Annotated in this window: 20 protein-coding genes; 5 read left to right on the top strand and 15 right to left on the bottom strand. The window is 72.9% G+C overall.

Annotation, left to right across the window (positions count from 1 at the left end; genetic code table 11):
* Positions 1-5: 5 nt before the first annotated feature.
* From WQO_RS27845 to WQO_RS27860, 4 genes are all read right to left on the bottom strand, one after another.
* A complete protein-coding gene (locus tag WQO_RS27845; protein WP_010059419.1) occupies positions 6-704 on the bottom strand; it encodes a ferritin-like domain-containing protein in 699 nt (232 codons plus the stop codon).
* A 33-nt stretch (positions 705-737) separates the two neighbouring features.
* Positions 738-2,012, bottom strand: a complete 1,275-nt coding sequence (locus tag WQO_RS27850) for an HRDC domain-containing protein (protein ID WP_073822919.1) — start codon at positions 2,010-2,012, stop codon at positions 738-740.
* Between the two features lie 115 nt (positions 2,013-2,127).
* Positions 2,128-2,790: a response regulator transcription factor gene (locus tag WQO_RS27855; RefSeq protein ID WP_003965521.1), complete on the bottom strand. Its 663-nt coding sequence runs from the start codon at positions 2,788-2,790 to the stop codon at positions 2,128-2,130.
* 210 nt (positions 2,791-3,000) lie between these two features.
* On the bottom strand, positions 3,001-3,663 hold the full coding sequence (locus tag WQO_RS27860; RefSeq protein WP_029182179.1) for a DUF3000 domain-containing protein: 663 nt from the start codon (positions 3,661-3,663) through the stop codon (positions 3,001-3,003).
* A gap of 92 nt (positions 3,664-3,755) precedes the next feature.
* Between WQO_RS27860 and hemE the strand changes: the two genes are divergently transcribed.
* Entirely contained in the window at positions 3,756-4,853 is a 1,098-nt protein-coding gene (gene hemE / locus WQO_RS27865) for a uroporphyrinogen decarboxylase (protein ID WP_010059412.1), read from the top strand.
* 41 nt (positions 4,854-4,894) lie between these two features.
* Here hemE and WQO_RS27870 read toward each other — a convergent pair whose 3' ends face one another.
* Both WQO_RS27870 and WQO_RS27875 read right to left on the bottom strand, forming a co-directional pair.
* The gene (locus WQO_RS27870) at positions 4,895-6,286 is read right to left on the bottom strand and encodes an FAD-dependent oxidoreductase (protein WP_010059411.1); all 1,392 of its coding nucleotides are present in this window, start codon (positions 6,284-6,286) and stop codon (positions 4,895-4,897) included.
* Between the two features lie 67 nt (positions 6,287-6,353).
* Complete coding sequence (locus tag WQO_RS27875) at positions 6,354-7,334, bottom strand: DUF4349 domain-containing protein (RefSeq protein ID WP_010059410.1); 981 nt, start codon at positions 7,332-7,334, stop codon at positions 6,354-6,356.
* Positions 7,335-7,460: 126 nt separating this feature from the next.
* On the opposite strand from WQO_RS27875, the gene hemG reads away from it, so the two are divergent.
* Positions 7,461-8,924 carry a protoporphyrinogen oxidase gene (gene hemG, locus WQO_RS27880; protein ID WP_010059409.1) on the top strand — a complete coding sequence of 488 codons (1,464 nt, stop codon included), beginning with the start codon at positions 7,461-7,463 and terminating at the stop codon, positions 8,922-8,924.
* Between the two features lie 4 nt (positions 8,925-8,928).
* Positions 8,929-9,657: a hydrogen peroxide-dependent heme synthase gene (gene hemQ / locus WQO_RS27885; protein WP_029182178.1), complete on the top strand. Its 729-nt coding sequence runs from the start codon at positions 8,929-8,931 to the stop codon at positions 9,655-9,657.
* 153 nt (positions 9,658-9,810) lie between these two features.
* On the opposite strand, the gene WQO_RS27890 is transcribed toward hemQ, so the two are convergent.
* From WQO_RS27890 to WQO_RS27910, 5 genes are all read right to left on the bottom strand, one after another.
* The gene (locus tag WQO_RS27890; protein WP_010059406.1) at positions 9,811-11,373 is read right to left on the bottom strand and encodes an alpha/beta hydrolase; all 1,563 of its coding nucleotides are present in this window, start codon (positions 11,371-11,373) and stop codon (positions 9,811-9,813) included.
* A 149-nt stretch (positions 11,374-11,522) separates the two neighbouring features.
* Entirely contained in the window at positions 11,523-12,557 is a 1,035-nt protein-coding gene (locus tag WQO_RS27895; protein WP_010059404.1) for a TIGR04222 domain-containing membrane protein, read from the bottom strand.
* A gap of 5 nt (positions 12,558-12,562) precedes the next feature.
* The gene (locus WQO_RS27900; RefSeq protein ID WP_010059402.1) at positions 12,563-13,939 is read right to left on the bottom strand and encodes an MbnB/TglH/ChrH family RiPP precursor modification enzyme; all 1,377 of its coding nucleotides are present in this window, start codon (positions 13,937-13,939) and stop codon (positions 12,563-12,565) included.
* Positions 13,940-14,060: 121 nt separating this feature from the next.
* Positions 14,061-14,807 (bottom strand): DUF4142 domain-containing protein, encoded by a 747-nt coding sequence (locus WQO_RS27905; protein WP_010059400.1) that lies wholly within the window; start codon positions 14,805-14,807, stop codon positions 14,061-14,063.
* Between the two features lie 202 nt (positions 14,808-15,009).
* Complete coding sequence (locus WQO_RS27910; RefSeq protein WP_010059398.1) at positions 15,010-15,738, bottom strand: peptidyl-tRNA hydrolase; 729 nt, start codon at positions 15,736-15,738, stop codon at positions 15,010-15,012.
* Positions 15,739-15,809: 71 nt separating this feature from the next.
* Here WQO_RS27910 and WQO_RS27915 point away from each other — a divergent pair, with 71 nt between their 5' ends.
* Positions 15,810-16,484 carry an AIM24 family protein gene (locus WQO_RS27915; protein ID WP_010059397.1) on the top strand — a complete coding sequence of 225 codons (675 nt, stop codon included), beginning with the start codon at positions 15,810-15,812 and terminating at the stop codon, positions 16,482-16,484.
* Positions 16,481-16,699, top strand: coding sequence for a hypothetical protein (locus tag WQO_RS27920; RefSeq protein ID WP_010059396.1), 219 nt, complete (start codon positions 16,481-16,483; stop codon positions 16,697-16,699). The genes WQO_RS27915 and WQO_RS27920 overlap by 4 nt, the downstream gene beginning before the upstream one ends.
* Before the next feature lie 19 nt (positions 16,700-16,718).
* On the opposite strand, the gene WQO_RS27925 is transcribed toward WQO_RS27920, so the two are convergent.
* The 4 genes from WQO_RS27925 to zapE form a co-directional block, all read right to left on the bottom strand.
* The gene (locus WQO_RS27925; RefSeq protein ID WP_010059395.1) at positions 16,719-17,435 is read right to left on the bottom strand and encodes a polysaccharide deacetylase family protein; all 717 of its coding nucleotides are present in this window, start codon (positions 17,433-17,435) and stop codon (positions 16,719-16,721) included.
* 245 nt (positions 17,436-17,680) lie between these two features.
* Positions 17,681-19,054, bottom strand: coding sequence for an alkaline phosphatase PhoX (locus WQO_RS27930; RefSeq protein WP_010059394.1), 1,374 nt, complete (start codon positions 19,052-19,054; stop codon positions 17,681-17,683).
* A 185-nt stretch (positions 19,055-19,239) separates the two neighbouring features.
* Positions 19,240-19,665 carry an OsmC family protein gene (locus tag WQO_RS27935; RefSeq protein ID WP_010059393.1) on the bottom strand — a complete coding sequence of 142 codons (426 nt, stop codon included), beginning with the start codon at positions 19,663-19,665 and terminating at the stop codon, positions 19,240-19,242.
* An 84-nt stretch (positions 19,666-19,749) separates the two neighbouring features.
* Positions 19,750-20,844 (bottom strand): cell division protein ZapE, encoded by a 1,095-nt coding sequence (zapE, locus tag WQO_RS27940; RefSeq protein ID WP_010059392.1) that lies wholly within the window; start codon positions 20,842-20,844, stop codon positions 19,750-19,752.
* Between the last annotated feature and the right edge of the window lie 15 nt (positions 20,845-20,859).

Genomic DNA, 20,859 nt, shown 5'->3' on the forward strand with positions numbered 1-20,859 from the left:
TCCCCTCACCGCATCGTCGCCGCGATCGGCCCCGAGGACCGGACCACCTCACGGGCGAACCGGAACCGGCCCGCCCCCAGCCGCCGCAGCGCAGGCCCGTGGTCCACGGCCACCACCAGCGCGACCGCGGCCAGGGCTGCCCGCCACCCGGAGGTGACCAGCACCCGCACCGGCGGCGGCAGCGGGCGCAGCGCGCGGCGCAGGCGGTGGCAGTGGAAGGGCACGTGCCGCTCCTCGTCGGCGAGGATCCGCCCCGCCACCTCCCGCGTCAGGGCATCGTCCGCCCCGTCCCGCAGCGCCCGGTAGTACCGCAGCGCGACGACCTCCGCGATCATCAGGACGAGCAGTTCGAGGCGGAGCCCCAGGGCCCGGCGGAGCGTCACGAAGACCCGGTCGCTCCAGTGCGAGGCGATCACCGGCGCGCCGCCGGAGGCCAGCAGAAGCGCCAGCAACCTGGCGTGATTTCGCTCCTCCGCGACGAACATCCGCACCGCCGACGCGTACTCCGCGTCACCGGCCGCCTCCGCTTTGGTGATCAGCTCGGCCCCGTCACCGTCCTCGCCGACCTGGAAACGCTGGACGCTGCGCCGGATCGAGGGCGCCAGGGCGACCGCGGTCCGCCAATCCGGATCGCCCCGCTCGGTGCGCTCGTCGCGCGCCGCCTCGAAGTCGCGTATCCAGTCCCCGTACGCCGTGGTCCCCATGCCCGCCCCCCCCGGGTCAGCTCCTCGCGGGTGTCAGGCGGTGGCGTCCAGCGCCCGGACCAGGAGCGGGGCGACCTGCTGGATCTGCCAGTTCCGCGCCCCGTACCCGGCGAGGGTGTCCTCGACGGCGCCCGGGGTCGGGTTCTTCGGGGGCTCCCAGCAGAGTCGGCGCACGGTGTCCGGGGTGATCAGGTTCTCCTGGGGCATGTGCAGGCGCTCCGCCAGCTCGGAGACCGCCGTGCGGGCGGCCGAGAGCCGGGCGGCGGCGGCCGGGTCCTTGTCGGCCCAGGAGCGCGGCGGGGGCGGCCCGGCCGGCTGCTGGCCCGGCTGCGGCAGCGCCGACTCCGGCAGCGCCTTGGCCCGGTCCACGGCCGCCTGCCACTGCTCCAGCTGACGGCGGCCCATGCGGTGGCCGAATCCCGGCAGCGCGGTCAGGGCCTGCACGTCGGCCGGCAGCGCGAGCGCGGCCTCGACGATCGCCGCGTCGCCGAGCACCTTGCCCGGCGAGACGTCCCGGCGCTGGGCGACCTGGTCACGGGTGGTCCACAGCTCCCGGACGACGGCCATCTGACGGCGGCGGCGCACCTTGTGCATGCCCGACGTACGGCGCCAGGGGTCCTTGCGCGGCGGGGCCGGCGGCGCGGCGGCGATGGCGTCGAACTCCTCGCGGGCCCACTCCAGCTTGCCCTGCCGCTCCAGCTCCTCCTCCAGCGCGTCGCGCAGGTCGATCAGGAGCTCGACGTCGAGGGCGGCGTAGCGCAGCCAGGGCTCGGGCAGCGGGCGGGTGGACCAGTCGACCGCGGAGTGGCCCTTCTCCAGGGCGTATCCGAGGACGTTCTCCACCATCGCGCCGAGGCCGACACGCGGGAAGCCCGCGAGCCGCCCCGCCAGCTCCGTGTCGAACAGCGAGGTGGGGGTCATGCCTATGTCCCGCAGGCACGGCAGGTCCTGGGTCGCGGCGTGCAGGATCCACTCGGTGCCGTCCAGCGCGGTGCCGAGACCGGAGAGGTCGGGGCAGCCGACCGGGTCGACCAGGGCGCTGCCCGCGCCCTCGCGGCGCAGCTGTACGAGATAGGCGCGCTGGCCGTAGCGGTACCCCGAGGCGCGCTCGGCGTCGACGGCCACGGGGCCGGTGCCCGCGGCGAAGGCGGCGATCACCCGGGCCAGGGCGTCGTCGGACGTCACCACCGGGGGAATGCCCTCGCGCGGCTCCAGCAAGGGGATCGGCGCCGGGGCGACGTCGTCCGGGGGAGCGCCCCCGGTGGTTCGCAGTGAAGTGTCTGCTGCGGTCTCTTGGGCGTCGGTCACGTGTCAAGGGTATCTGTGTATGCACGGAGCCCGTCGACGGAACGTTCCGTCGACGGGCGGCCATGCACGTAATCCAGCCGGAGGCGCATCGGTGCACGTCCCGGCGGGGGTGCGGTCAGTGGATGATGCCCGTTCGCAGGGCGACGGCGACCATTCCGGCGCGGTCTCCGGTGCCGAGCTTGCGGGCGATGCGGGCGAGGTGGGACTTGACGGTCAGGGCGGAGAGGCCCATCGAGACACCGATGGCCTTGTTGGACTGGCCTTCGGCGACCAGGCGGAGGACCTCCACCTCACGTCCGGAGAGTTCGCGGTAGCCGCCCGGGTGGCTCGGGGAGCCGGGAGGCCTGCGGTGCATCCGGGCCGCGTTGGCGCCGATGGGGGCGACGCCGGGGCGGGTGGGGTGGCCGATGTTGGTTCGGGTGCCGGTGACGACGTAGCCCTTCACGCCGCCCGCGAGGGCGTTGCGAACGGCGCCGATGTCGTCGGCGGCGGAGAGGGCGAGACCGTTGGGCCAGCCTGCGGCGCGGGTCTCGGACAGCAGGGTCAGCCCGGAACCGTCGGGCAGGTGGACGTCGGCAATGCAGATGTCGCGCGGGTTGCCGACGCGGGGACGTGCCTCCGCGATGGACGACGCCTCGATGACGTCACGTACTCCGAGGGCCCACAGATGGCGGGTGACGGTGGAACGGACGCGCGGGTCGGCCACGACGACCATGGCCGTCGGCTTGTTCGGGCGGTAGGCGACCAGGCTTGCGGGCTGCTCAAGGAGAACGGACACCAGGCCTCCTGGGGGAGTGGCGGGACGGGCCGGCTCGGGGGTGAAGCCGGGGGCGAACCGTGCTTGAAGGGTCATTGACCTCTTCGGCAGCGGACCCGTCCTCCTTTAGGGGAAGATCACGATTTGGTGAGTAACAATTCGGGCAAATAGGACGCGCGATCGATTGTACGAAAAGAGATCCGGCGTATGTGCGATACGGGTGACGGAGTGTTACGAAACCTGCGGCCCGCGCCGCTGCGGCAGCGTCACCACCGCCGCGTCGGACAGATCGGTCGGCGGCAGCCCCGCGATCTGGCACAGCAGATCGCCCCAGGCCATCAGGTGTGACGCGGTGTCCGGGATGCCGCCGCGCCACTCCCTCGGCGTCCACGAGGCGCGGATCTCGATCTGGGTCGCCGGACGGCGCGCGGAGAGCGCACCGAAGTAGTGCGATCCGGCGCGTGTCACCGTCCCGCCGGCCTCCCCGTACGACAGGCCGCGCGCGTCGAGCGCACCCGTCAGCCAGGACCAGCACACCTCCGGCAGCAGCGGGTCCGCCGCCATCTCCGGCTCCAGCTCCGCGCGGACCAGGGTCACCAGCCGGAACGTGCCCTGCCAGGCGTCGTGCCCCGCCGGGTCGTGCAGCAGGACCAGTCTGCCGTCCGCGAGATCGTCCTCGCCGTCCACCACCGCCGCCTCCAGGGCGTACGCGTGCGGCGCGAGGCGCTGGGGCGGCCTGGTCGCCTCCACCTCCAGCTCCGGTCGCAGCCGCGCCGAGCGCAGCGCGTCGACCGCCGCCAGGAACGCGGGAGGCACGGGAGGGCCCTCCTCCGCGCGGTCCTTGCTTTCAACGCCGTCGGAATGATCGGAAAACTGTCCCTGAGCCGGAGCCATGCGGGGAAGAGTAGGCGGAAGGCGGGCCGCGCGCAGGGAGAGACACCCGTGCGGGGCCGGGCTCCTTCGGCGCGCGTGCGAAGATTCTGTGCGTGAGTGCCAACGACAGCCCTTCGGGCCAGCAGACGACGACCTCCGCCAGCCTCGACGCGGTCCGCAACGCCACCCACGACTCGGCGTTCCTGAAGGCCTGCCGGCGCGAACCCGTACCGCACACACCGGTCTGGTTCATGCGCCAGGCGGGACGCTCGCTGCCCGAGTACCTGAAGGTCCGTGAGGGCATCGCGATGCTCGACTCCTGCATGATGCCGGAGCTGGTGGCCGAGATCACCCTGCAGCCCGTACGCCGCCACAAGGTCGACGCCGCGATCTACTTCAGCGACATCGTCGTGCCCCTGAAGGCCATCGGCATCGACCTCGACATCAAGCCCGGCGTCGGCCCCGTCATCGCCGAGCCGATCCGCACCCGCGCCGACCTGGCCCGGCTGCGCGACCTCACCCCCGAGGACGTCCCGTACGTCACCGAGGCCATCGGGATGCTCACCGCCGAGCTGGGCGCCACCCCGCTCATCGGCTTCGCCGGGGCCCCGTTCACGCTCGCCAGCTACCTCGTCGAGGGCGGCCCCTCGCGCAACCACGAGCGCACCAAGGCCATGATGTACGGCGACCCGCAGCTCTGGACCGACCTCGTGGACCGGCTCGCGGAGATCACCGGCGCCTTCCTCAAGGTGCAGATCGAGGCCGGGGCCTCCGCCGTCCAGCTCTTCGACTCCTGGGTCGGCGCGCTGGCCCCCGCCGACTACCGCCGCGCGGTGCTCCCCGCCTCCGCGAAGGTCTTCGACGCCGTCGCCCCCTACGACGTCCCCCGCATCCACTTCGGCGTCGGCACCGGCGAGCTGCTCGGCCTGATGGGCGAGGCCGGCGCGGACGTCGTCGGCGTCGACTGGCGGGTCCCGCTGGACGAGGCCGCCCGCCGCGTCGGCCCCGGCAAGGCGCTCCAGGGCAACCTCGACCCGGCGGTGCTCTTCGCGCCGACCCCGGCCGTCGAGGCCAAGACCCGCGAGGTGCTGGACGCCGCCGCCGGACTGGAGGGCCACATCTTCAACCTGGGCCACGGCGTCATGCCGAACATGGACCCGGACGCGCTCACCCGCCTCGTGGGGTACGTCCACGAGCAGACCGCGCGCTGAAATACCTCGGGGGCCGGCCGGAAGGCCGGCCCCCGGTGCGTTCAGTTCCCCGCGCCCCGCACCGCCGCCACCGTCTTGCGGGCGGCCACCAGCACCGGGTCCCAGACCGGCGAGAACGGCGGGGCGTAGCCGAGGTCGAGCGCCGTCATCTGCTCCACTGTCATCCCGGCCGTCAGCGCCACCGCCGCCACGTCCACCCGCTTCGCCGCCCCGTCCCGGCCGACGATCTGCACCCCGAGCAGTCGGCCCGTACGCAGCTCCGCGATCATCTTCACCGTCATCGGCTTCGCCCCCGGGTAGTACCCCGCCCGCCCCGTCGACTCGATCGTCGCCGTGACATAGCGCAGCCCCACCGCGCGGGCGTCCTTCTCCCGCAGCCCGGTCCGGGCGATCTCCAGGTCGCAGACCTTGCTCACCGCCGTACCGACCACACCGGGGAACGTGCCGTAGCCGCCCCCGATGTTGGAACCGATCACCTGGCCGTGCTTGTTGGCATGGGTGCCCAGCGCGATGTGCCGGGTGCGGCCCGCCACCAGGTCCAGGACCTCCACGCAGTCGCCGCCCGCCCAGATGTTGTCGTGGCCCACGACCCGCATCGCCAGGTCCGTCAGCAGTCCGCCGTGCGGCCCCACCGGCAGGCCCGCGTCGCGCGCGAGCCCCGTCTCCGGCTCCACGCCGATACCGAGGACCACCACGTCCGCCGGATACGTCCCCGCGTCCGTCGCCACCTCGGTGACCCGGCCGTCGGGCCCCGTGAGGATCTTCGTCACGGCCGCCCCGTTGACCGTGGTGATGCCGAGACCGTCCATCGCATCGTGGACGAGGCGCCCCATGTCCGCGTCCAGCGTCGCCATCGGCTGCTCGCCCCGGTTCAGGACGGTCACCTCGAAGCCCCGCTTGAGCATCGCCTCGGCCATCTCCACGCCGATGTACCCCGCGCCCACCACGACCGCCCGCCGGGGCCGCTCCTGGGAGCCGAGCGCGTCCAGCGAGTCCAGCAGCGCCTGCCCGTCGTCCAGGGTCTGCACCCCGTGCACCCCGGCCGCGTCCATCCCCGGCAGCGCCGGGCGCACCGGACGGGCGCCGGTGGCGATCACCAGCTTGTCGAAGCCCGTCCAGTACGTCTCGCCGCTCTCCCGGTCCAGCGCCTTCACCCGCTGACCGGCCACGTCCAGCTCGGTCACCTCGGTCCGCATCCGCAGATCGATGTCCCGCTCGCGGTGCTCCTCGGGAGTGCGCGCGATCAGGTCGTCCCGGGCCTCGACGTCGCCGCCCACCCAGTACGGGATGCCGCAGGCGGAGTACGAGGTGAAGTGGCCGCGCTCGAAGGCGACGATCTCCAGGGCGTCCGGCCCCTTCAGCCTGCGGGCCTGGGACGCGGCGGACATGCCCGCCGCGTCACCGCCGATGACCACCAGTCGCTCCGCTGCCATGCCGGGTCCCTTCCGCCGGTTCGCCGCATCGGCGAATCAGGGCCCCACGCTACGACGCCGGAGCGTTTCAGGAGGCCGAGGCACCGTCCTTCCCGGCCGGGGCCGCCGTAACCGCCGGAGCCGCACGGCGGTCGGCCTTGCGCTTCCGCAGCACCCGCCACACCACGACCGCCAGGGCCGCTGTGAGCAGGAACGGGAACGCGGCCCCGAACGCCACCGCGATCCACCGCAGCATCGTCACGAACGCGTCCCAGCCGCCGCCCAGCGCGTCCAGGAACCCGGGGTCCTCGTCCTTCGACCCGTCGTCGCCCGGGGCGTCCGGCGGCGTCAGGTCCAGCGTGATCGTCGCCAGCGAGGTCCGGTCCTTCAGGCTCGCCTGCTGGGCCAGCAGCGACTCCAGATCGGACTGACGGCTGCTCAGCTCGCCCTCCAGGGCCACCACATCGCTGATCTTCTCCGCCTGGTCCATCAGCTCCCGCACCCGCGCCACACTCGCGCGCTGGGTGGAGATCCGGCTCTCCACGTCGACCACCTGATCGGTGACGTCCTTCGCGTTCGAGGTGCGCGACAGCAGCTTCCCGGAACCCGCCAGCTCCCGCAGCACCTCCTGGAACCGCTCCTGCGGCACCCGCAGCACCAGATGCGAGGTCTCATAGGTGTCGTCGAGCCGCTCGGTGTTCTCCGACGCGACCAGGCCCCCCGCGCCCTCGGCCGCACCGCGCGCGGCGGCCACGGCTTTCGGGACGCTCTTCACCTCGACGGACAGCGTGGCCGTACGGATCACATGGGTGCCCCCCGGCTTCGGCGCCGCCTTCTTCCCGGCCGCCTTCCCGTCCGCCTGCTCCTCGGGCGCGGCGGAGGCGGCTGCCCCGCCCTCGTCCGTGAACCCCTCGCGCGGCGCGGCCTTTCCGTCCGCCGCCTTCGCGCCGTCCGACGAGTCGCCCGACGCCCCGCAGCCGCCGACGGCGAGCAGCAGGCCGAGCGACCCGGCCACGAGCGCCGCACGTGCGCGGACGAACGATCGCCCGCTCTTGCCTTCCACATCCATAACTGGTCCCCCCAGGACGTTCGTTGATGGTGAACGTTCGACGCGGCGGCTCCGGCACCGGTTGCCGGGAGGTGGTTTCGAAGCGGTCACGGTCGGGACTCGGTACGGGTTTGAGAGAGTGGACCCATGCAGCGTTCTCAACAGCGTGCGGAAACGCCCCCGGGGCACGTCGTCGTCATCGGCGGCGGCATCGCCGGTCTGGCGGCCGCCCACCACCTGGTCGCCACCGGCCTGCGGGTCACCCTCCTGGAGGCCACGGACCGGCTCGGCGGCAAGCTCATGACCGGCGAGATCGCGGGCGTCCAGGTCGACCTGGGGGCCGAGTCGATGCTCGCCCGGCGCCCCGAGGCGGTCGCGCTGGCCGAGGCGGTGGGCCTCGGCGACCGGCTCCAGCCGCCCGCCACCGCCACCGCGTCGCTCTGGACGCGCGACGCGCTGCGCCCCATGCCCAAGGGCCACGTCATGGGCGTCCCCGGCGACCCGGCGGTCCTCGGCGAGGTGCTGTCCCCCGAAGGCCTGGCCCGGATCGCCGAGGACCGCGACCTCACCCCGACCCACGTCGGCGACGACGTCGCGGTCGGCGCGTACGTCGCCGACCGGCTCGGCCGCGAGGTCGTGGACCGGCTGGTGGAGCCCCTCCTCGGCGGGGTCTACGCCGGCGACGCCTACCGGATCTCGATGCGCGCCGCCGTACCCCAGCTCTTCGAGGCGGTGAAGGAGGGCGGCCCGCTGCTCGACGGCGTCCGCCGCATCCAGGAGCGGGCCGCCACCCGGCAGCAGACCGGCCCCGTCTTCCAGGGGATCGCGGGCGGCATCGGCACCCTCCCGGCCGCCGTCGGCGACGCCGTACGGGCCGGGGGCGGCGACATCCTCACCGAGACTCCCGTCCTCGGTCTGACCCGTACGGAATCGGGCTGGGCCGTCCGCACCGACACCCGGACCATCGCCGCCGACGGCATCGTCCTGGCCACCCCCGCCTGGTCGGCCGGCACCCTGCTGGCCGCCGAGTCCCCGGCCGCCTCCGCCGAGCTGTCCGGTGTCGAGTACGCGTCGATGGCCCTGGTCACCCTGGCCTTCCGGCGTACCGACATCGAGGCGTACGAGGCCCTGCGCGGCCGCTCCGGCTTCCTGGTGCCGCCGGTCGACGGGCACACGATCAAGGCGTCCACGTTCTCCAGCAACAAGTGGCAGTGGGTCGCCGACGCCGCCCCCGACCTGTTCGTGCTCCGTACGTCCGTCGGCCGCTACGGCGAGGAGGACCACCTCCACCGCGAGGACGAGGAACTCGTCGCCGTCTCCCTGCGCGACCTCGCCGCCGCCACCGGCCTCACCGCCCGGCCCGTCGACACCGAGGTCACCCGCTGGATCGGCGGCCTGCCGCAGTACCCGGTCGGCCATCTGACCCGGGTCGCCCGCATCCGCGACGAGGTCGCCAAGCTGCCCGCCCTGCGGGTCTGCGGCGCGGTCTACGACGGGGTGGGCATCCCCGCCTGCATCGCGAGCGCCCGCCGCGCGGCCGACGAGATCGCGAGCGAGATCATCGCCACGCCGACCCTGGTTCGGGGCACGGGGAGCGAGGCGGGACAATAGCCGTATGAGTGCTCCTGAGACTGTGACATCAAGCAAGAGTCCGAACGCCGGCAAGAAGGCCAAGGACCTCAACGAGGTCATCCGCTACACCCTGTGGTCGGTCTTCAAACTGCGCGACGTCCTCCCGCTGGACCGCGCGGGCTACGCCGACGAGGTCCAGGAGCTTTTCGACCAGCTCGCGGCCAAGGACATCACCGTCCGGGGCACCTACGACCTGTCCGGGCTGCGGGCCGACGCGGACATCATGATCTGGTGGCACGCCGAGACCGCGGACCAGCTCCAGGACGCGTACAACCTCTTCAGGCGCACCAAGCTCGGCCGCGCGCTCGACCCGGTCTGGTCGAACATGGCGCTGCACCGCCCCGCCGAGTTCAACAAGTCGCACATCCCGGCGTTCCTCGCCGACGAGACGCCCCGCGACTACATCAGCGTCTACCCCTTCGTCCGGTCCTACGACTGGTACCTGCTGCCCGACGAGGACCGTCGCCGCATGCTCGCGGACCACGGCAAGATGGCCCGGGGCTACCCGGACGTCCGCGCCAACACCGTCGCCTCGTTCTCGCTCGGCGACTACGAGTGGATCCTCGCCTTCGAGGCGGACGAGCTGTACCGCATCGTCGACCTGATGCGTCACCTGCGCGCCTCCGAGGCACGGCTCCACGTGCGCGAGGAGGTCCCGTTCTACACGGGCCGCAGGAAGAGCGTCGCAGACCTGGTGGCCGGGCTCGCATAACCAGCGAGTCCCGCACCACCCCAACCCGGAAGATCAGAGAGTCGGGCACCGGGCACCGATCGTGCCGTCCGCCTCTCCAGCGACACCGGGTTCGGCTTCGGGGGCCGTCGCACCGTAAAGGTGCGGCGGCCCCCGCTCCGTTCTCTCCCGACGTCAGTCCAGCGACACGGGGTTGGGCTCCGGGTGCGCCGCACAGTCCGCACCCCGCCCCGGCACCTCGCCGGTCAGCAGATACCGGCGCAGATGATCGTCGACGCAGGTGTTCCCGGCCCCGCCGATGCCATGCGTCCCCGCGTCCCGCTCCGTCACCAGCGACGAGCCGGGCAGCCGCTTCCGCAGCTCCAGCGCCCCCTTGTACGGGGTCGCCGCGTCCCGCTCCGCCGCCAGGATCAGCGTGGGCGGCAGCTCGCCCCACCCCACGCGGACGTCCAGCGGCCGCTGCCGGGGAGCCGGCCAGAAGGCGCACGGCAGGTTCGAGAAGGCATTGTCCCAGGTCTCGAAGGGCGCGACGCGTGCCAGTTCCGTGTGGTCGCGGTCCCAGATCTCGAAGTCCTCGGGCCAGGGCGCGTCGTTGCACTCGACGGCCGTGTACACCGCCTGGGCGTTCTCGTTGTCCTTCGCCGCCACCGCGCGCGGCGACGCCTGCGCGACCAGCGGCTCCGGATTGCCCCGGACGTACTCCGACAGCGCCGTCGCCCGCATCGCCCAGTAGTCGTCGTAGTAACCGGCCCCCAGGAACGCCGAGTGCAGCTGCCCGGGCCCGACCTTGCCGCCCGCCGGCTTCACCGCCAGCTCGGCGCGCACCTCGTCGTAGCGCCGCTGCACCGCCTCGGGGGTGGTCCCCAGGTGGTACACGTCGTCGTGCTTGGCGACCCAGCGGCGGAAGTCCTCCCAGCGCGTCTCGAAGGCCAGCGACTGGCCCATGTTGGAGCGGTACCAGATCTGCTCCGGGTCCGGGTCCACCGCCGAATCGAAGACCATGCGGCGTACGTGGGAGGGGAACAGCGTCGCGTACAGCGCCCCGAAGTACGTCCCGTACGACGCCCCCATGAACGTCAGCCGGCTCTCGCCGAGCGCGGCCCGCAGCACGTCCAGGTCCCGGGCGTTGTTCAGCGAGGTGTAGTGCCGCAGCGTCTCGCCCGCGTGCTCCGCGCACCCCTGCGCGTACGCCTTCGCCCGGGCGACGCGCCGCTCCTTGTACTCCTGGGCCGGGTGCGTCGGCGCCTCGGTCGGGCCCTTCGTGTACGCGGCGGGGTCCTGGCAACTCAGCGACGCGGAAGAGCCGTTCACCCCGCGCGGGGCGTAGCCGACCAGGTCGTACGCCTCGGCGATCTCCTTCCACTCCGGCAGCTCCCCGGCCAGCGGGAAGGTGATGCTGGACGCGCCGGGGCCGCCCGGGTTGTAGACGAACGCGCCCTGCCGCTCCTGCGCCGGGCCGGTGGCGGGCGTCCGGCTGACGGTCAGTTCGAGCTGCCGCCCGTCCGGCTCCGCGTAGTCGAGGGGCACCTTCACCGTGCCGCACTTCAGGGAGTCCGGGAGCATCTCCTCCTCCGGGCAGGCGGCGAAGTCGATCCCGGCGGCGGTGGCCCGGGCGGCGGCGATCGCGGTGCCCCGGGCCTCGGCGGAGCCAGGGCGTTCCCAGGCCCCCGCCGGAGCGGCGGCGAGGGCGGACAGGACCAGGGAGCCGATCGATGTGTAGAGCGCAGCAGTTCTCACGCGCGGGGGCCTCTCTGCGGATGCGGAGAGGAAGGGTCGGGCGGTCAGGCGGATATGTCCAGCACCGCCCCGGAATGTCACCGGAATCCACCCTGACGGCCGATCAAAGTCCTTACGTGCGCGAATGATTCAGGCCCGCGGGGGCCGCTTCAGGAGCCCCCGCCCCCACAGCCGCCCCCGCCGCCCCCGCCTCCGCAACTGGAGCCGCCGGAGCTGCCGCAGCTCGACCCGCCGCCGCCTCCGCACCCGGACCCCGAGGAGCACCCCGAGCCGCCCCCGCAGCTCGATCCGGAGCCGCCCCCGGTCGACCCGCCGCAACTGGAGCCGCCCGGACCGGACGCGGCGCACCAGACCGTCGCCACACCGACGGCGGTGACCCCCGTCGCCGTGGCTCCGCCGACGCGCCCGGAGGACCGCCGACGCGGAGCGCTCAGCCGTGCCGCGGCCAGCAACTGCGCCTGGAACACCGGGTCCGGCAGGGCGCGCAGGCCCAGGGTGGCGACGAGGTGGGCCGGGGTCACCACGTGGGCGTAGGCGGTCCGGAACGACTGGGAGGCGTGGCGCCCCGATGCCGTGAGGCGGCCTGCCGAGGAGTTGGCGACGATCAGCCCGGTGAACGAGCCGATCACGATCGCGGGCAGCATCTTCATGATGAACGGGACCGAGAAGTCCAGGGAGTCGTCCGTGGCGAACTGGACGAACGTGAGCAGCAGGCTCAGCGGCAGCGCGATCATGCACACGATGGCCTGGGTCAGCCCCCACCGCCGCAGTGGGCGGAGCCGGTGGGGCGGCACCAGCAGCCCGCGCGCCGCGAGCCCGTCGCCGACCTCCTGGACCGCAGGGTGCCGCATCACCGCTTCCCGCAGGACGTGCAGGGCGCCGTTCGGGGCGGCGGCCAGCTCCTGGAGCACCGCGCGTTCCACCGGGTCGTTCGCCTGAGCCCGCTGGACGGCGACGATGCCGGGCCCGCCGACGGCCAGCCGGCCATCCGCGTGCAGGGCGGTCAGAGCGGTGTCCACGACCCTCGCCGGACCGCCGTTCAGGAACGCGACCTCGTACAGGTCGTGCAGGGCGACGCCGGAGCCCGGAGAGGGGCGGCGGGACCGCTCGACCACCGCTTGGACGACGAGCAGCACCGACGAGACGACGACCGCGAGGGTCGCCAGCAGAGCGATCGTGTTCATGGCGGTCACTTCCCCACGAGGACGGCACGGGCCGCCCGGACCAGGCGGGTGGTACGGCGCGGGGGCCGGGCACCCGACCGGTCCTGCCACCAGTACGTCAGCCGGCGGCGCGCCACCGGATCGGCGGGACCGCCCGCGATGAGCACGTGCTCCGCGAAGTCCAGGGCGTCACGGCGGTAGCCACCGGACATCGGGCGGCTCCCGGCGTACGCGAGGAACGCGGCGCGGTAGCCGTCGCCGAGGATCTCCGGCAGATCGGGGGCCACCTTGGCGACGACGTCGGCACGCTTGGCGGCCAGCGCCCGGCTCTGCACCCGCAGCCGCCGGTGGTCGAAGCCCTCGGGGGCGGGCGTTCCGGCGACCAGGGCGGAGAGCAGGGCGGTCTGTGCGACGGCGGTACGGTCACGGGTGCCGGCGGGCACGGGGGCGGATGCGGCCGTACGGGCCCCGGCGCCGTCGTCGGACGCGGGAGCCAGGTCCGGGCCTGCGACCGGCCCCCGGGCCGCCGAAGGGGCGGCCTTCCGGGCCGCCGCCCGGTCCGGTCCCGCGTCCGCCGAGGGCGCCGCCTTCCGCAGCGTCGCCCGGATCGCGTCCAGTTCGCCCGCCAGCTCCGCGCCCGGCGGGAAGGCGTCGTCCCGCTCCAGCAGCACGCCGGGCGGATCGACCCGGGAGCGCAGCTCGGCCAGCACCTCCAGGACGGGTTCGGACACCGGGTGGGCGTGCGTGTCGTGCCAGACACCGTTCTTCTCGACCCCGCCCGCCACATGGACGTACGCGATGGCCTCAACCGGCAGCTCGTCCAGCGCCTTCGCCGGGTCCTGGTCGAGGTTGACGTGGTTGGTGTGCAGATTGGCCACGTCGATCAGCAGCCGCACCCCGGTCCGCTCGACCAGCTCCGCCAGGAACTGCCCCTCGGTGAGCTCCTCGCCCGGCCAGGTGATCAGCGCGGCGATGTTCTCCAGGGCGAGCGGCACCGGCAGCGAGTCCTGCGCGATCCGCACGTTCTCGCACAGCACGTCCAGCGCGTCCCAGGTGCGGGGCACCGGCAGCAGATGCCCCGCCTCCAGCCTCGGCGACGCGGTCAGCGGCCCCCCGGCCCGTACGAACGCGATGTGCTCGGTCACCAGGGGCGCCCCCAGCAGTTCGGCGCGCGCCGCGAGACCGGCGAGCCGGTCGGGGGCGGGGCGGTCCGCGCCGCCGAGGCCGAGCGCCACCCCGTGCGGCACGACCGTGACCCCGCGCTCGCGGAGCCGCACCAGGGAGTCCGGGAGGTGGTCGGCGCAGAGGTTCTCCGCGACCGCCTCCACCCAGTCGATCCCGCTCAGCGACTCCACCTCGGCCGCGATCTCCGGCCGCCAGCCGATACCGATCCCCAGTTCCATGACGCCCCCGTCCCCCTGCTCACCTCGTTCTGTTCAGGGGTCATGGCCCCGTCGCGCGGCGATGAACCCGACCGGGGGGACGTTCAGAGCTTCATTTGAGGTTCCGGACCCGCCGCCGTCGTTATGGCATCGGCATCATCGTGGGCGGCACCGGGCGCGAGGTGAAGGACTGGTCGCCGGTCGGCGTCACCGGCACCGGGGCCAGCGGGGCCTGGCCGTCCCGGGGCATCGACGGGCCGGAAGGACTCGACGTCGACCCGCTCACCGCTTCGCGCGCCAGGGCGTCGAAGTCGACGAACCCGGTCGCCTCCAGCATGGTGATGTGGTCCAGCACGGTCTGGTTGGCATCGCTCGCCAGCTGCCGGATCAGCGTGTTCCGGGTGGTGTGGCGGACCTGGCCGATCAGGCCGAAGACCTTGCCGTGGGCGGCGCGCAGGATGTTGGCGAACTTCCGCTCGTACGCGTCCCCGCTTGCCGCCGTCAGCTCCCGCAGCCACTCCTGCTGCTGGGCGGTCGGCTGGTTCGGCAGCTCCACCCCGAGCTTCGCCGCCACGTCCCGGGCTCGCCGGTCCAGGTCCGTGTGCCCGACGACGAGGTGGTCCCCGGCGGCCTTCGTCGCCTCGCTGGGCGCCCGCTCGATCGCCTGCTGCCCGGCGGGCAGCTCCCACAGCCCGGCGAGCCGCACCTTGACCAGGAAGTCCCGGTCGGTCGCGGAGAGCGGCCCCCACTGGGTGGCGACGCTGGAGGCGTTGAGATTCGCCTCGCCGGTGCCCGAACGGTCCGCGTAGGACCAGACGGGGAACGCGATCGCGCCGAGTGTGGCGACCAGTGCCGCGATGATGAGGGCCGTGCCGTTGATGCGTCGCAACAAGGTGTCTCCCGGGCCGAGGCGTGGCAGCGTCGATCGAACAGGCGTCAATCAACCGCCAATCGACTGGCTGTGCAGGCTACTTGGCGGTAATGCCGATGGGGCAGTACCGGGAGATACGTCAGAGGAACCGGAAGCGTTCAGCGCGCGGGAGATGTGGTCGCGGCTCCGCGACGGGGGCCCGCTGCGGTCGCCGTCCCGTTCAGCGGCGCAGCGCCGGGTGGTCGGCGATCACCGTGCAGGAGCCCGGGGCGATCTCGGTGAACCCCGCGTCGCGCACCACCGGCAGCCCGCTGGCCGTCAGCTCCCGCCAGCGCTCCGCCCCGGGGGTGGCCACGGAGAGCGGGAACCCGGCCTCGCGCCAGGCCTTGCGCTCGGTGTCGGACAGCTCCCACCAGGCGAGCTGCGCACCGTGCCCGGCCTGGGCCATCGTCTTGCCCGCCGACATGTCGACATCGGGGTTCAGCCACAGCACCGGGCCCGAGAGGTCCGGGGCGGCGGGCGGCTCGGGGTCGTCCAGGTCGGTGCCCGACACCTGGAGCTTGGCCAGCTCCTTGGGCCAGCCGTCCAGCGGGATCGGCGGGAACACCCGTACTTCCGCGCCGTCCTCGCCGGTCACCGTGATGCCGTCGAGCGCCGCCGCCTTGCGCCACTCCGCACCGCGTGCCCGGCGCACGACCTTGCGGATCCGCGCGTCCTGCCAGTCCCGCATGGCCGCGGCCCACTCGCCGTCGCCGAGGGACCGCTCGTCGGAGAGGATGGTCAGCACCGCCCGGGCGGCGGCCCGCAGCGCGTCGGTGCGGGCGGGCGGGTCCGTCTTCTCCAGGTGCAGTACCAGAGGCAGCACGAACTGCGGCGCCTGATCGCGGTCGGTCGGGCCGCTGCGGAACGGGCTCCCGGGGGCGGGGGAGGGGGTGTCATGGCTGGTCACCGTCCCAGTCTGCCAGGCGGCCGAGGTCACCTGCTTGGCGGAACGACCGGGTCCGGGTGAGGATGCTCCGCATGAAGAGCGATCTCTTTTCCAGCGAGCACATGGCCCAGCCGGCCACCGCCCCGGGGATGACCCTGCAGAACGCGAAATCCATCAAGTACGCCGTCAACGGGGAGATGCACGCCCGGCAGGGCTCGATGATCGCCTTCCGCGGCAACCTCCAGTTCGAGCGCAAGGGCCAGGGCATCGGCGGGATGCTCAAGCGCGCCGTCACCGGCGAGGGCCTCGCGCTGATGGCCGTCCGGGGCCAGGGCGAGGCATGGTTCGCGCACGAGGCGGCGAACTGTTTCATCGTGGAGCTGGACCAGGGCGACTCGATCACCATCAACGGCCGCAACGTCCTCTGCTTCGACCCCACGCTCTCCTACGAGATCAAGACCGTGAAGGGCGCCGGAATGGTCGGCGGCGGCCTCTTCAACAGCGTCTTCACGGGTTACGGCAAGCTCGGCCTGATGTGCGAGGGCACCCCGATCGTGATCCCCGTGACGGCCGCCCAGCCGGTGTACGTGGACACGGACGCGGTCGTCGGCTGGAGCCAGCAGCTCACGACCAGCCTGAACCGCTCCCAGAGCGTCGGCTCGATGGTCCGCGGCGGCTCCGGCGAGGCCGTCCAGCTGATGCTCCAGGGCGAGGGCTTCGTCATCGTCCGCCCGAGCGAGGCCCGGCCCGAGAAGACCGCCAATTGAGCCGGGAAACGGACGACCCGTACGACGGGGGCACGTACTGCGACTCCCCGGAGCCGAGCACGACCGCCCCGCCCGCCGGAACCGCCGAGGGCCCTCCGTACGCCGAGTGCGTGCTGTGCCGCGAGCCGACCGAGTACCCGGAGTCGACGAAGGGCGCCACGCTCTGCCCGGTCTGCGCCTGGCAGGAGGCGGGCCGCACGGCGTGTTCCGGCTGACCGGCGACCCGGCCCCGGCTCAGCTGCCGTCCTCCATCAGCTCCGACACCTTCACGAAGCGGAACCCGCGCTCCCGCAGCTCCGGCACGATCCGGCGTACCGCCGCCTCGGTGGCCGGGGCCGCGCTGCGGGTGCAGTGCATCACCACGAGCGAGCCCGGCCGGACCCCGTCCAGCACCTGCTCGGCGACCGCGCCCGCGTCCGTGGCGAAGGCGTCGCCGCTGACCACGTCCCACTGGACGGCCGTCACGTTCGCCGGGGCCAGAGCGCGCAGGGCCGTGTCGTCGTAACAGCCGCCGGGGAAGCGGAAGTACGGCACCACGTTCCGTACCCCCGCCTTCCGGAACGCGGCGAAGGCGCGTTCGACGTCCTGGGTCATCGCGTCCTTGCCGACCACCGGCAGCCCGTAGCAGGGGGAGCTGAACGCGTGGTGGCTGTAGGAGTGGTTGGCGACCTCGAACAGGGGGTCGGCGCCGATGGCCTTCGCCTGGGCCGGGTACTCCTCGGCCCAGCGGCCGGTCATGAAGACCGTGGAGGGCACCTTCAGCCGGCGCAGCAGCGCGACCAGCTCCGGATTGTCGAACCGCTCGCCCGAGGCGGCCCGGGGGCCCTGATCGGCTGTCATGTCGGCGTCGAACGTGAGTGCCACGACCTTCTCCGCCGAGCCGCCGCCCGCGCCCCCGTCCGTCGTTCTCCGTTCGAAGACCGGGGTGCGGCCCGCCGGGCCGGGGGCCATCGTCGGCGGTTTCTTCGGGGTGGGGGAGGCCGAGGCGGCGGCCGGGGGTGGGGGAGTGGGTGCGGGGGGCTCGCCCCCGCACCCACTCAGGGCGGTGCCCGTCAGTACCCCCGCGACCGCCAGAACCGTCGTCTGCCGGGTCTTCCGCGTCTTCCGCGCAGCAGTGATCACCCACGGAAAATATCCGACAATATGGATATATCGGTCGACGGCGCTCCGAGGGTGGGAGCAGGGAAGGGGTTACCTCAGCACCACGGCCCCGTCACGGCGAACGTCGTCCCCGGCGTGTAGCAGTTCACGTACATCGTCGAGCCGTCCGGTGAGAACGTGACCCCCGCGAACTCGCCCCACTCCGGTTCCTCGGGCGTCCCGATGTTCTGCCGCCCGCGCGCCATCGCGTACACCTCGCCGCGCCGGGTCACCCCGAGCACGTGCTGCGCGCCGCCGCCGTCCTCGCAGACCATCAGCCCGCCGTCGGCCGCCAGGCAGATGTTGTCGGGGGACTCGCCGGGCAGCTGGATGTCGGTGTCCGGGCCGAAGATCACCACCAGGGTGAGCCTTCGCTTCTTCGGCTCGTAGCGCCACACCTGCCCGTAGTGGTCGGCCGCCGAGCCCTCGTCGCGGTGGGCGAAGCTGGAGACGAAGTAGACCGAGGAGCCGCCCCAGTAGCAGCCCTCCAGCTTCTGCGCGTGCGTGATCCCCTTGGGCCCGAAGTCCTGGAGGCGGATCGCCGTCTCCTTCGCCAGCGGGTCCGGTACGGGGACCCACTCGATCCGGTCGAAGGTCGTGCCGGTCTCCTGGACGACGGAGAGATCGGGCACGCCCGGGACCCGCATCGCCTCCAGCTCCCCGCCGGCCCGGAGCGAACCGGTGCCGCCGAGCGGCTTCTCGGGGAGGAAGCGGTAGAAGAGCCCGAACGGCTTCTCGAACGCGTCCTCCGTCTCGTACACGATCCCCGACTTCGGGTCGACGGCGATCGCCTCGTGCTGGAAGCGGCCCATCGCGGTCAGCGGGACGGCCCCGGTGCGGCGCGGATCGGCGCCGTCCACCTCGAAGATGAAGCCGTGGTCCTTGGTGTACCCGTTGGTCCCGGCCTTGTCCTCGTTCTCCTCGCAGGTCAGCCAGGTGCGCCAGGGGGTGGGCCCGCCCGCGCAGTTGACCGCCGTACCCGCGATGGCGACCCGCTCGCCGAGCACCTTGTTGCGGCCGTCCAGCTCCAGCGACGTACAGCCGCCCTTGGCCGCCGGGTCGTACGTCAGCCCCGGAATCGTCGGCACGCCGATCTCGGCCGTGTGCCGGTTCTCGTGATTGCGGACCAGGTGGATCCGCCCGTTACGGCCCCGCAGGGCCGCCATGCCGTCGTGGTTGCTCGGCACCGGGCCCTCGCCGGAGCGCAGCGGCTCGCCCTCCCGGGACAGCACCCGGTAGCGGAATCCTTTCGGCAGGTCGAGCAGACCGTCCGGATCGGGGACGAGGGGGCCGTAACCGTTGTGGCCGCGCGCGGCTGCCGTGCCCGCGAAGAGTTCGGAGAAGGCCCCCGTGAAGGCGATCGCTGCGGCTGCGCCGCTGCCTGCCAGGACCTGACGTCGGGTTGCGGTGGTGCGGGGTGCGGTTGACATGAGGTGACTCCCTGTTGGCGGACAGGTGAAGTGACCCGCACGTGTGTAGCACGCACAGAGGCGCGGGGGAACCATGCGCGCCCCCGCGCCCCGTGTTGCTGCTGGGACGGCCCAGAGAGGAAGGGCCGCCCGTGGACCGGTCGGGCCGGCGAAGCCGACAGGTCAGGCCGGCCTGCCCCGGCCGGTCAGGCCAGCGAAGCCGACAGCGTGATCGTCGTGCCCGTCAGCGCCTGGCTGACCGGGCAGTTCGCCTTGGCGTCCTCGGCCGCCTTCACGAAGCCGGCCTCGTCGAGACCGGGGACCTCACCCACGACACTGAGGTGGATTCCGGTGATACCGGTGCCGGGCTGGAAGGTGACATCCGCCTTCGTCTCCAGCTTGGTCGGCGCGGTGCCGGCCTGGGCAAGACCGTGCGAGAGCGCCATCGAGAAGCAGCTGGAGTGCGCGGCGGCGATCAGCTCCTCCGGGCTGGTCTTGCCGTTCGCCGCCTCGGAGCGGGACGGCCAGGAGACGTCGTACTCACCGATGCCGGAGGAGTCGAAGGTGACGACCCCCTTGCCCTCGATCAGGTTGCCTTCCCAGACCGTGTGCGCCTGACGCGTGGTAGCCATGCTGGATCCCTTCGAACGGTGTGCGCGGTTGTACGGGATAACACCGGGCACCTCGCGGTGTCCCGTTGCGTTACGCCCCCGAACCTACTGCGCCACCAGTCCCTTCGCGTCACGCGCCAGCGCCGTCAGCCGGGAGATCGCCCGGAAGTACTTCTTCCGGTACCCGCCGTTCAGCATCTCGTCGCTGAACAGCCGGTCGAACGGCAGCCCGGAGGCGAGTACCGGGACCTCCCGGTCGTACAGCCGGTCGGCCAGCACCACCAGGCGCAACGCGGTCGACTGGTCGGGCACCGCCGTCACCCCGGTCAGGCAGACCGCGCCCAGCTCGTCGGTGAGCGCGCCGTACCGGCTCGGGTGCACCTTCGCCAGGTGGTCCAGCAGCCCCGGGAAGTCGTCCAGCGACGCGCCCGCCGTGGCGTACGCGGCCCGGGTCACCTGCTCGTCGCTGTACGGCGGCGGGGCCTCGGGCAGACCGCGGTGCCGGTAGTCCTCACCGTCGATGCGCAGCGGGCGGAAGTGCGCGGACAGGCCCTGGATCTCGCGCAGGAAGTCGGCCGCGGCGAACCGGCCCTCGCCGAGCTTGCCCGGCAGCGTGTTCGAGGTCGCCGCCAGCGCCACCCCCGACTCCACCAGCCGGCTGAGCAGCGAGGACACCAGCACGGTGTCGCCCGGGTCGTCCAGCTCGAACTCGTCGATGCACAGCAGCCGGTGACCGCTGAGCGTCCGCACGGTCTGCTGGAACCCCAGCGCGCCCACCAGGTTGGTCAGTTCCACGAACGTCCCGAACGCCTTCAGCGACGGCTCGGCGGGCGTGGCGTGCCAGAGGGAGGCCAGCAGGTGGGTCTTGCCGACGCCGTAGCCGCCGTCGAGATACACCCCGCGCGGACCGGCCGGCGCCGCCGGCTTCTTGCTCCCGAACCACTTGCGGCGGCCGGAACCCGTCGCGTGCGCCCCGCCGAGCCCGGCGGCGAACCCCTCCAGGACCGTGACCGCCTCGCTCTGGCTGGGCTGGTTCGGGTCCGGTACGTACGTGTCGAAGCGCACCGAATCGAAGCGCGGCGGCGGCACCATCTCGGCGACCAGACGGTCGGCGGGGACGTGCGGCTCGCGGGCGCACAGGGACAGCGGGGCCGTTTCGGCAAGGGGGCTCTGCCCCGGAAACGCGGTGGATGACGACACAACTCTCCACCCTAA

This window comes from Streptomyces globisporus C-1027 (genome assembly GCF_000261345.2).
Taxonomy (GTDB): domain Bacteria; phylum Actinomycetota; class Actinomycetes; order Streptomycetales; family Streptomycetaceae; genus Streptomyces; species Streptomyces pakalii.

What these genes read in the sequence shown, in the direction of transcription:
- WQO_RS27845 (WP_010059419.1), bottom strand. Translation starts at nt 704, where the DNA reads ATGGGGACCACGGCGTACGGGGACTGGATACGCGACTTCGAGGCGGCG.
- WQO_RS27860 (WP_029182179.1), bottom strand. Translation starts at nt 3,663, where the DNA reads ATGGCTCCGGCTCAGGGACAGTTTTCCGATCATTCCGACGGCGTTGAA.
- WQO_RS27870 (WP_010059411.1), bottom strand. Translation starts at nt 6,286, where the DNA reads ATGGCAGCGGAGCGACTGGTGGTCATCGGCGGTGACGCGGCGGGCATG.
- WQO_RS27875 (WP_010059410.1), bottom strand. Translation starts at nt 7,334, where the DNA reads ATGGATGTGGAAGGCAAGAGCGGGCGATCGTTCGTCCGCGCACGTGCG.
- hemG (WP_010059409.1), top strand. Translation starts at nt 7,461, where the DNA reads ATGCAGCGTTCTCAACAGCGTGCGGAAACGCCCCCGGGGCACGTCGTC.
- hemQ (WP_029182178.1), top strand. Translation starts at nt 8,929, where the DNA reads ATGAGTGCTCCTGAGACTGTGACATCAAGCAAGAGTCCGAACGCCGGC.
- WQO_RS27895 (WP_010059404.1), bottom strand. Translation starts at nt 12,557, where the DNA reads ATGAACACGATCGCTCTGCTGGCGACCCTCGCGGTCGTCGTCTCGTCG.
- WQO_RS27900 (WP_010059402.1), bottom strand. Translation starts at nt 13,939, where the DNA reads ATGGAACTGGGGATCGGTATCGGCTGGCGGCCGGAGATCGCGGCCGAG.
- WQO_RS27915 (WP_010059397.1), top strand. Translation starts at nt 15,810, where the DNA reads ATGAAGAGCGATCTCTTTTCCAGCGAGCACATGGCCCAGCCGGCCACC.
- WQO_RS27925 (WP_010059395.1), bottom strand. Translation starts at nt 17,435, where the DNA reads ATGGCCCCCGGCCCGGCGGGCCGCACCCCGGTCTTCGAACGGAGAACG.
- WQO_RS27930 (WP_010059394.1), bottom strand. Translation starts at nt 19,054, where the DNA reads ATGTCAACCGCACCCCGCACCACCGCAACCCGACGTCAGGTCCTGGCA.
- WQO_RS27935 (WP_010059393.1), bottom strand. Translation starts at nt 19,665, where the DNA reads ATGGCTACCACGCGTCAGGCGCACACGGTCTGGGAAGGCAACCTGATC.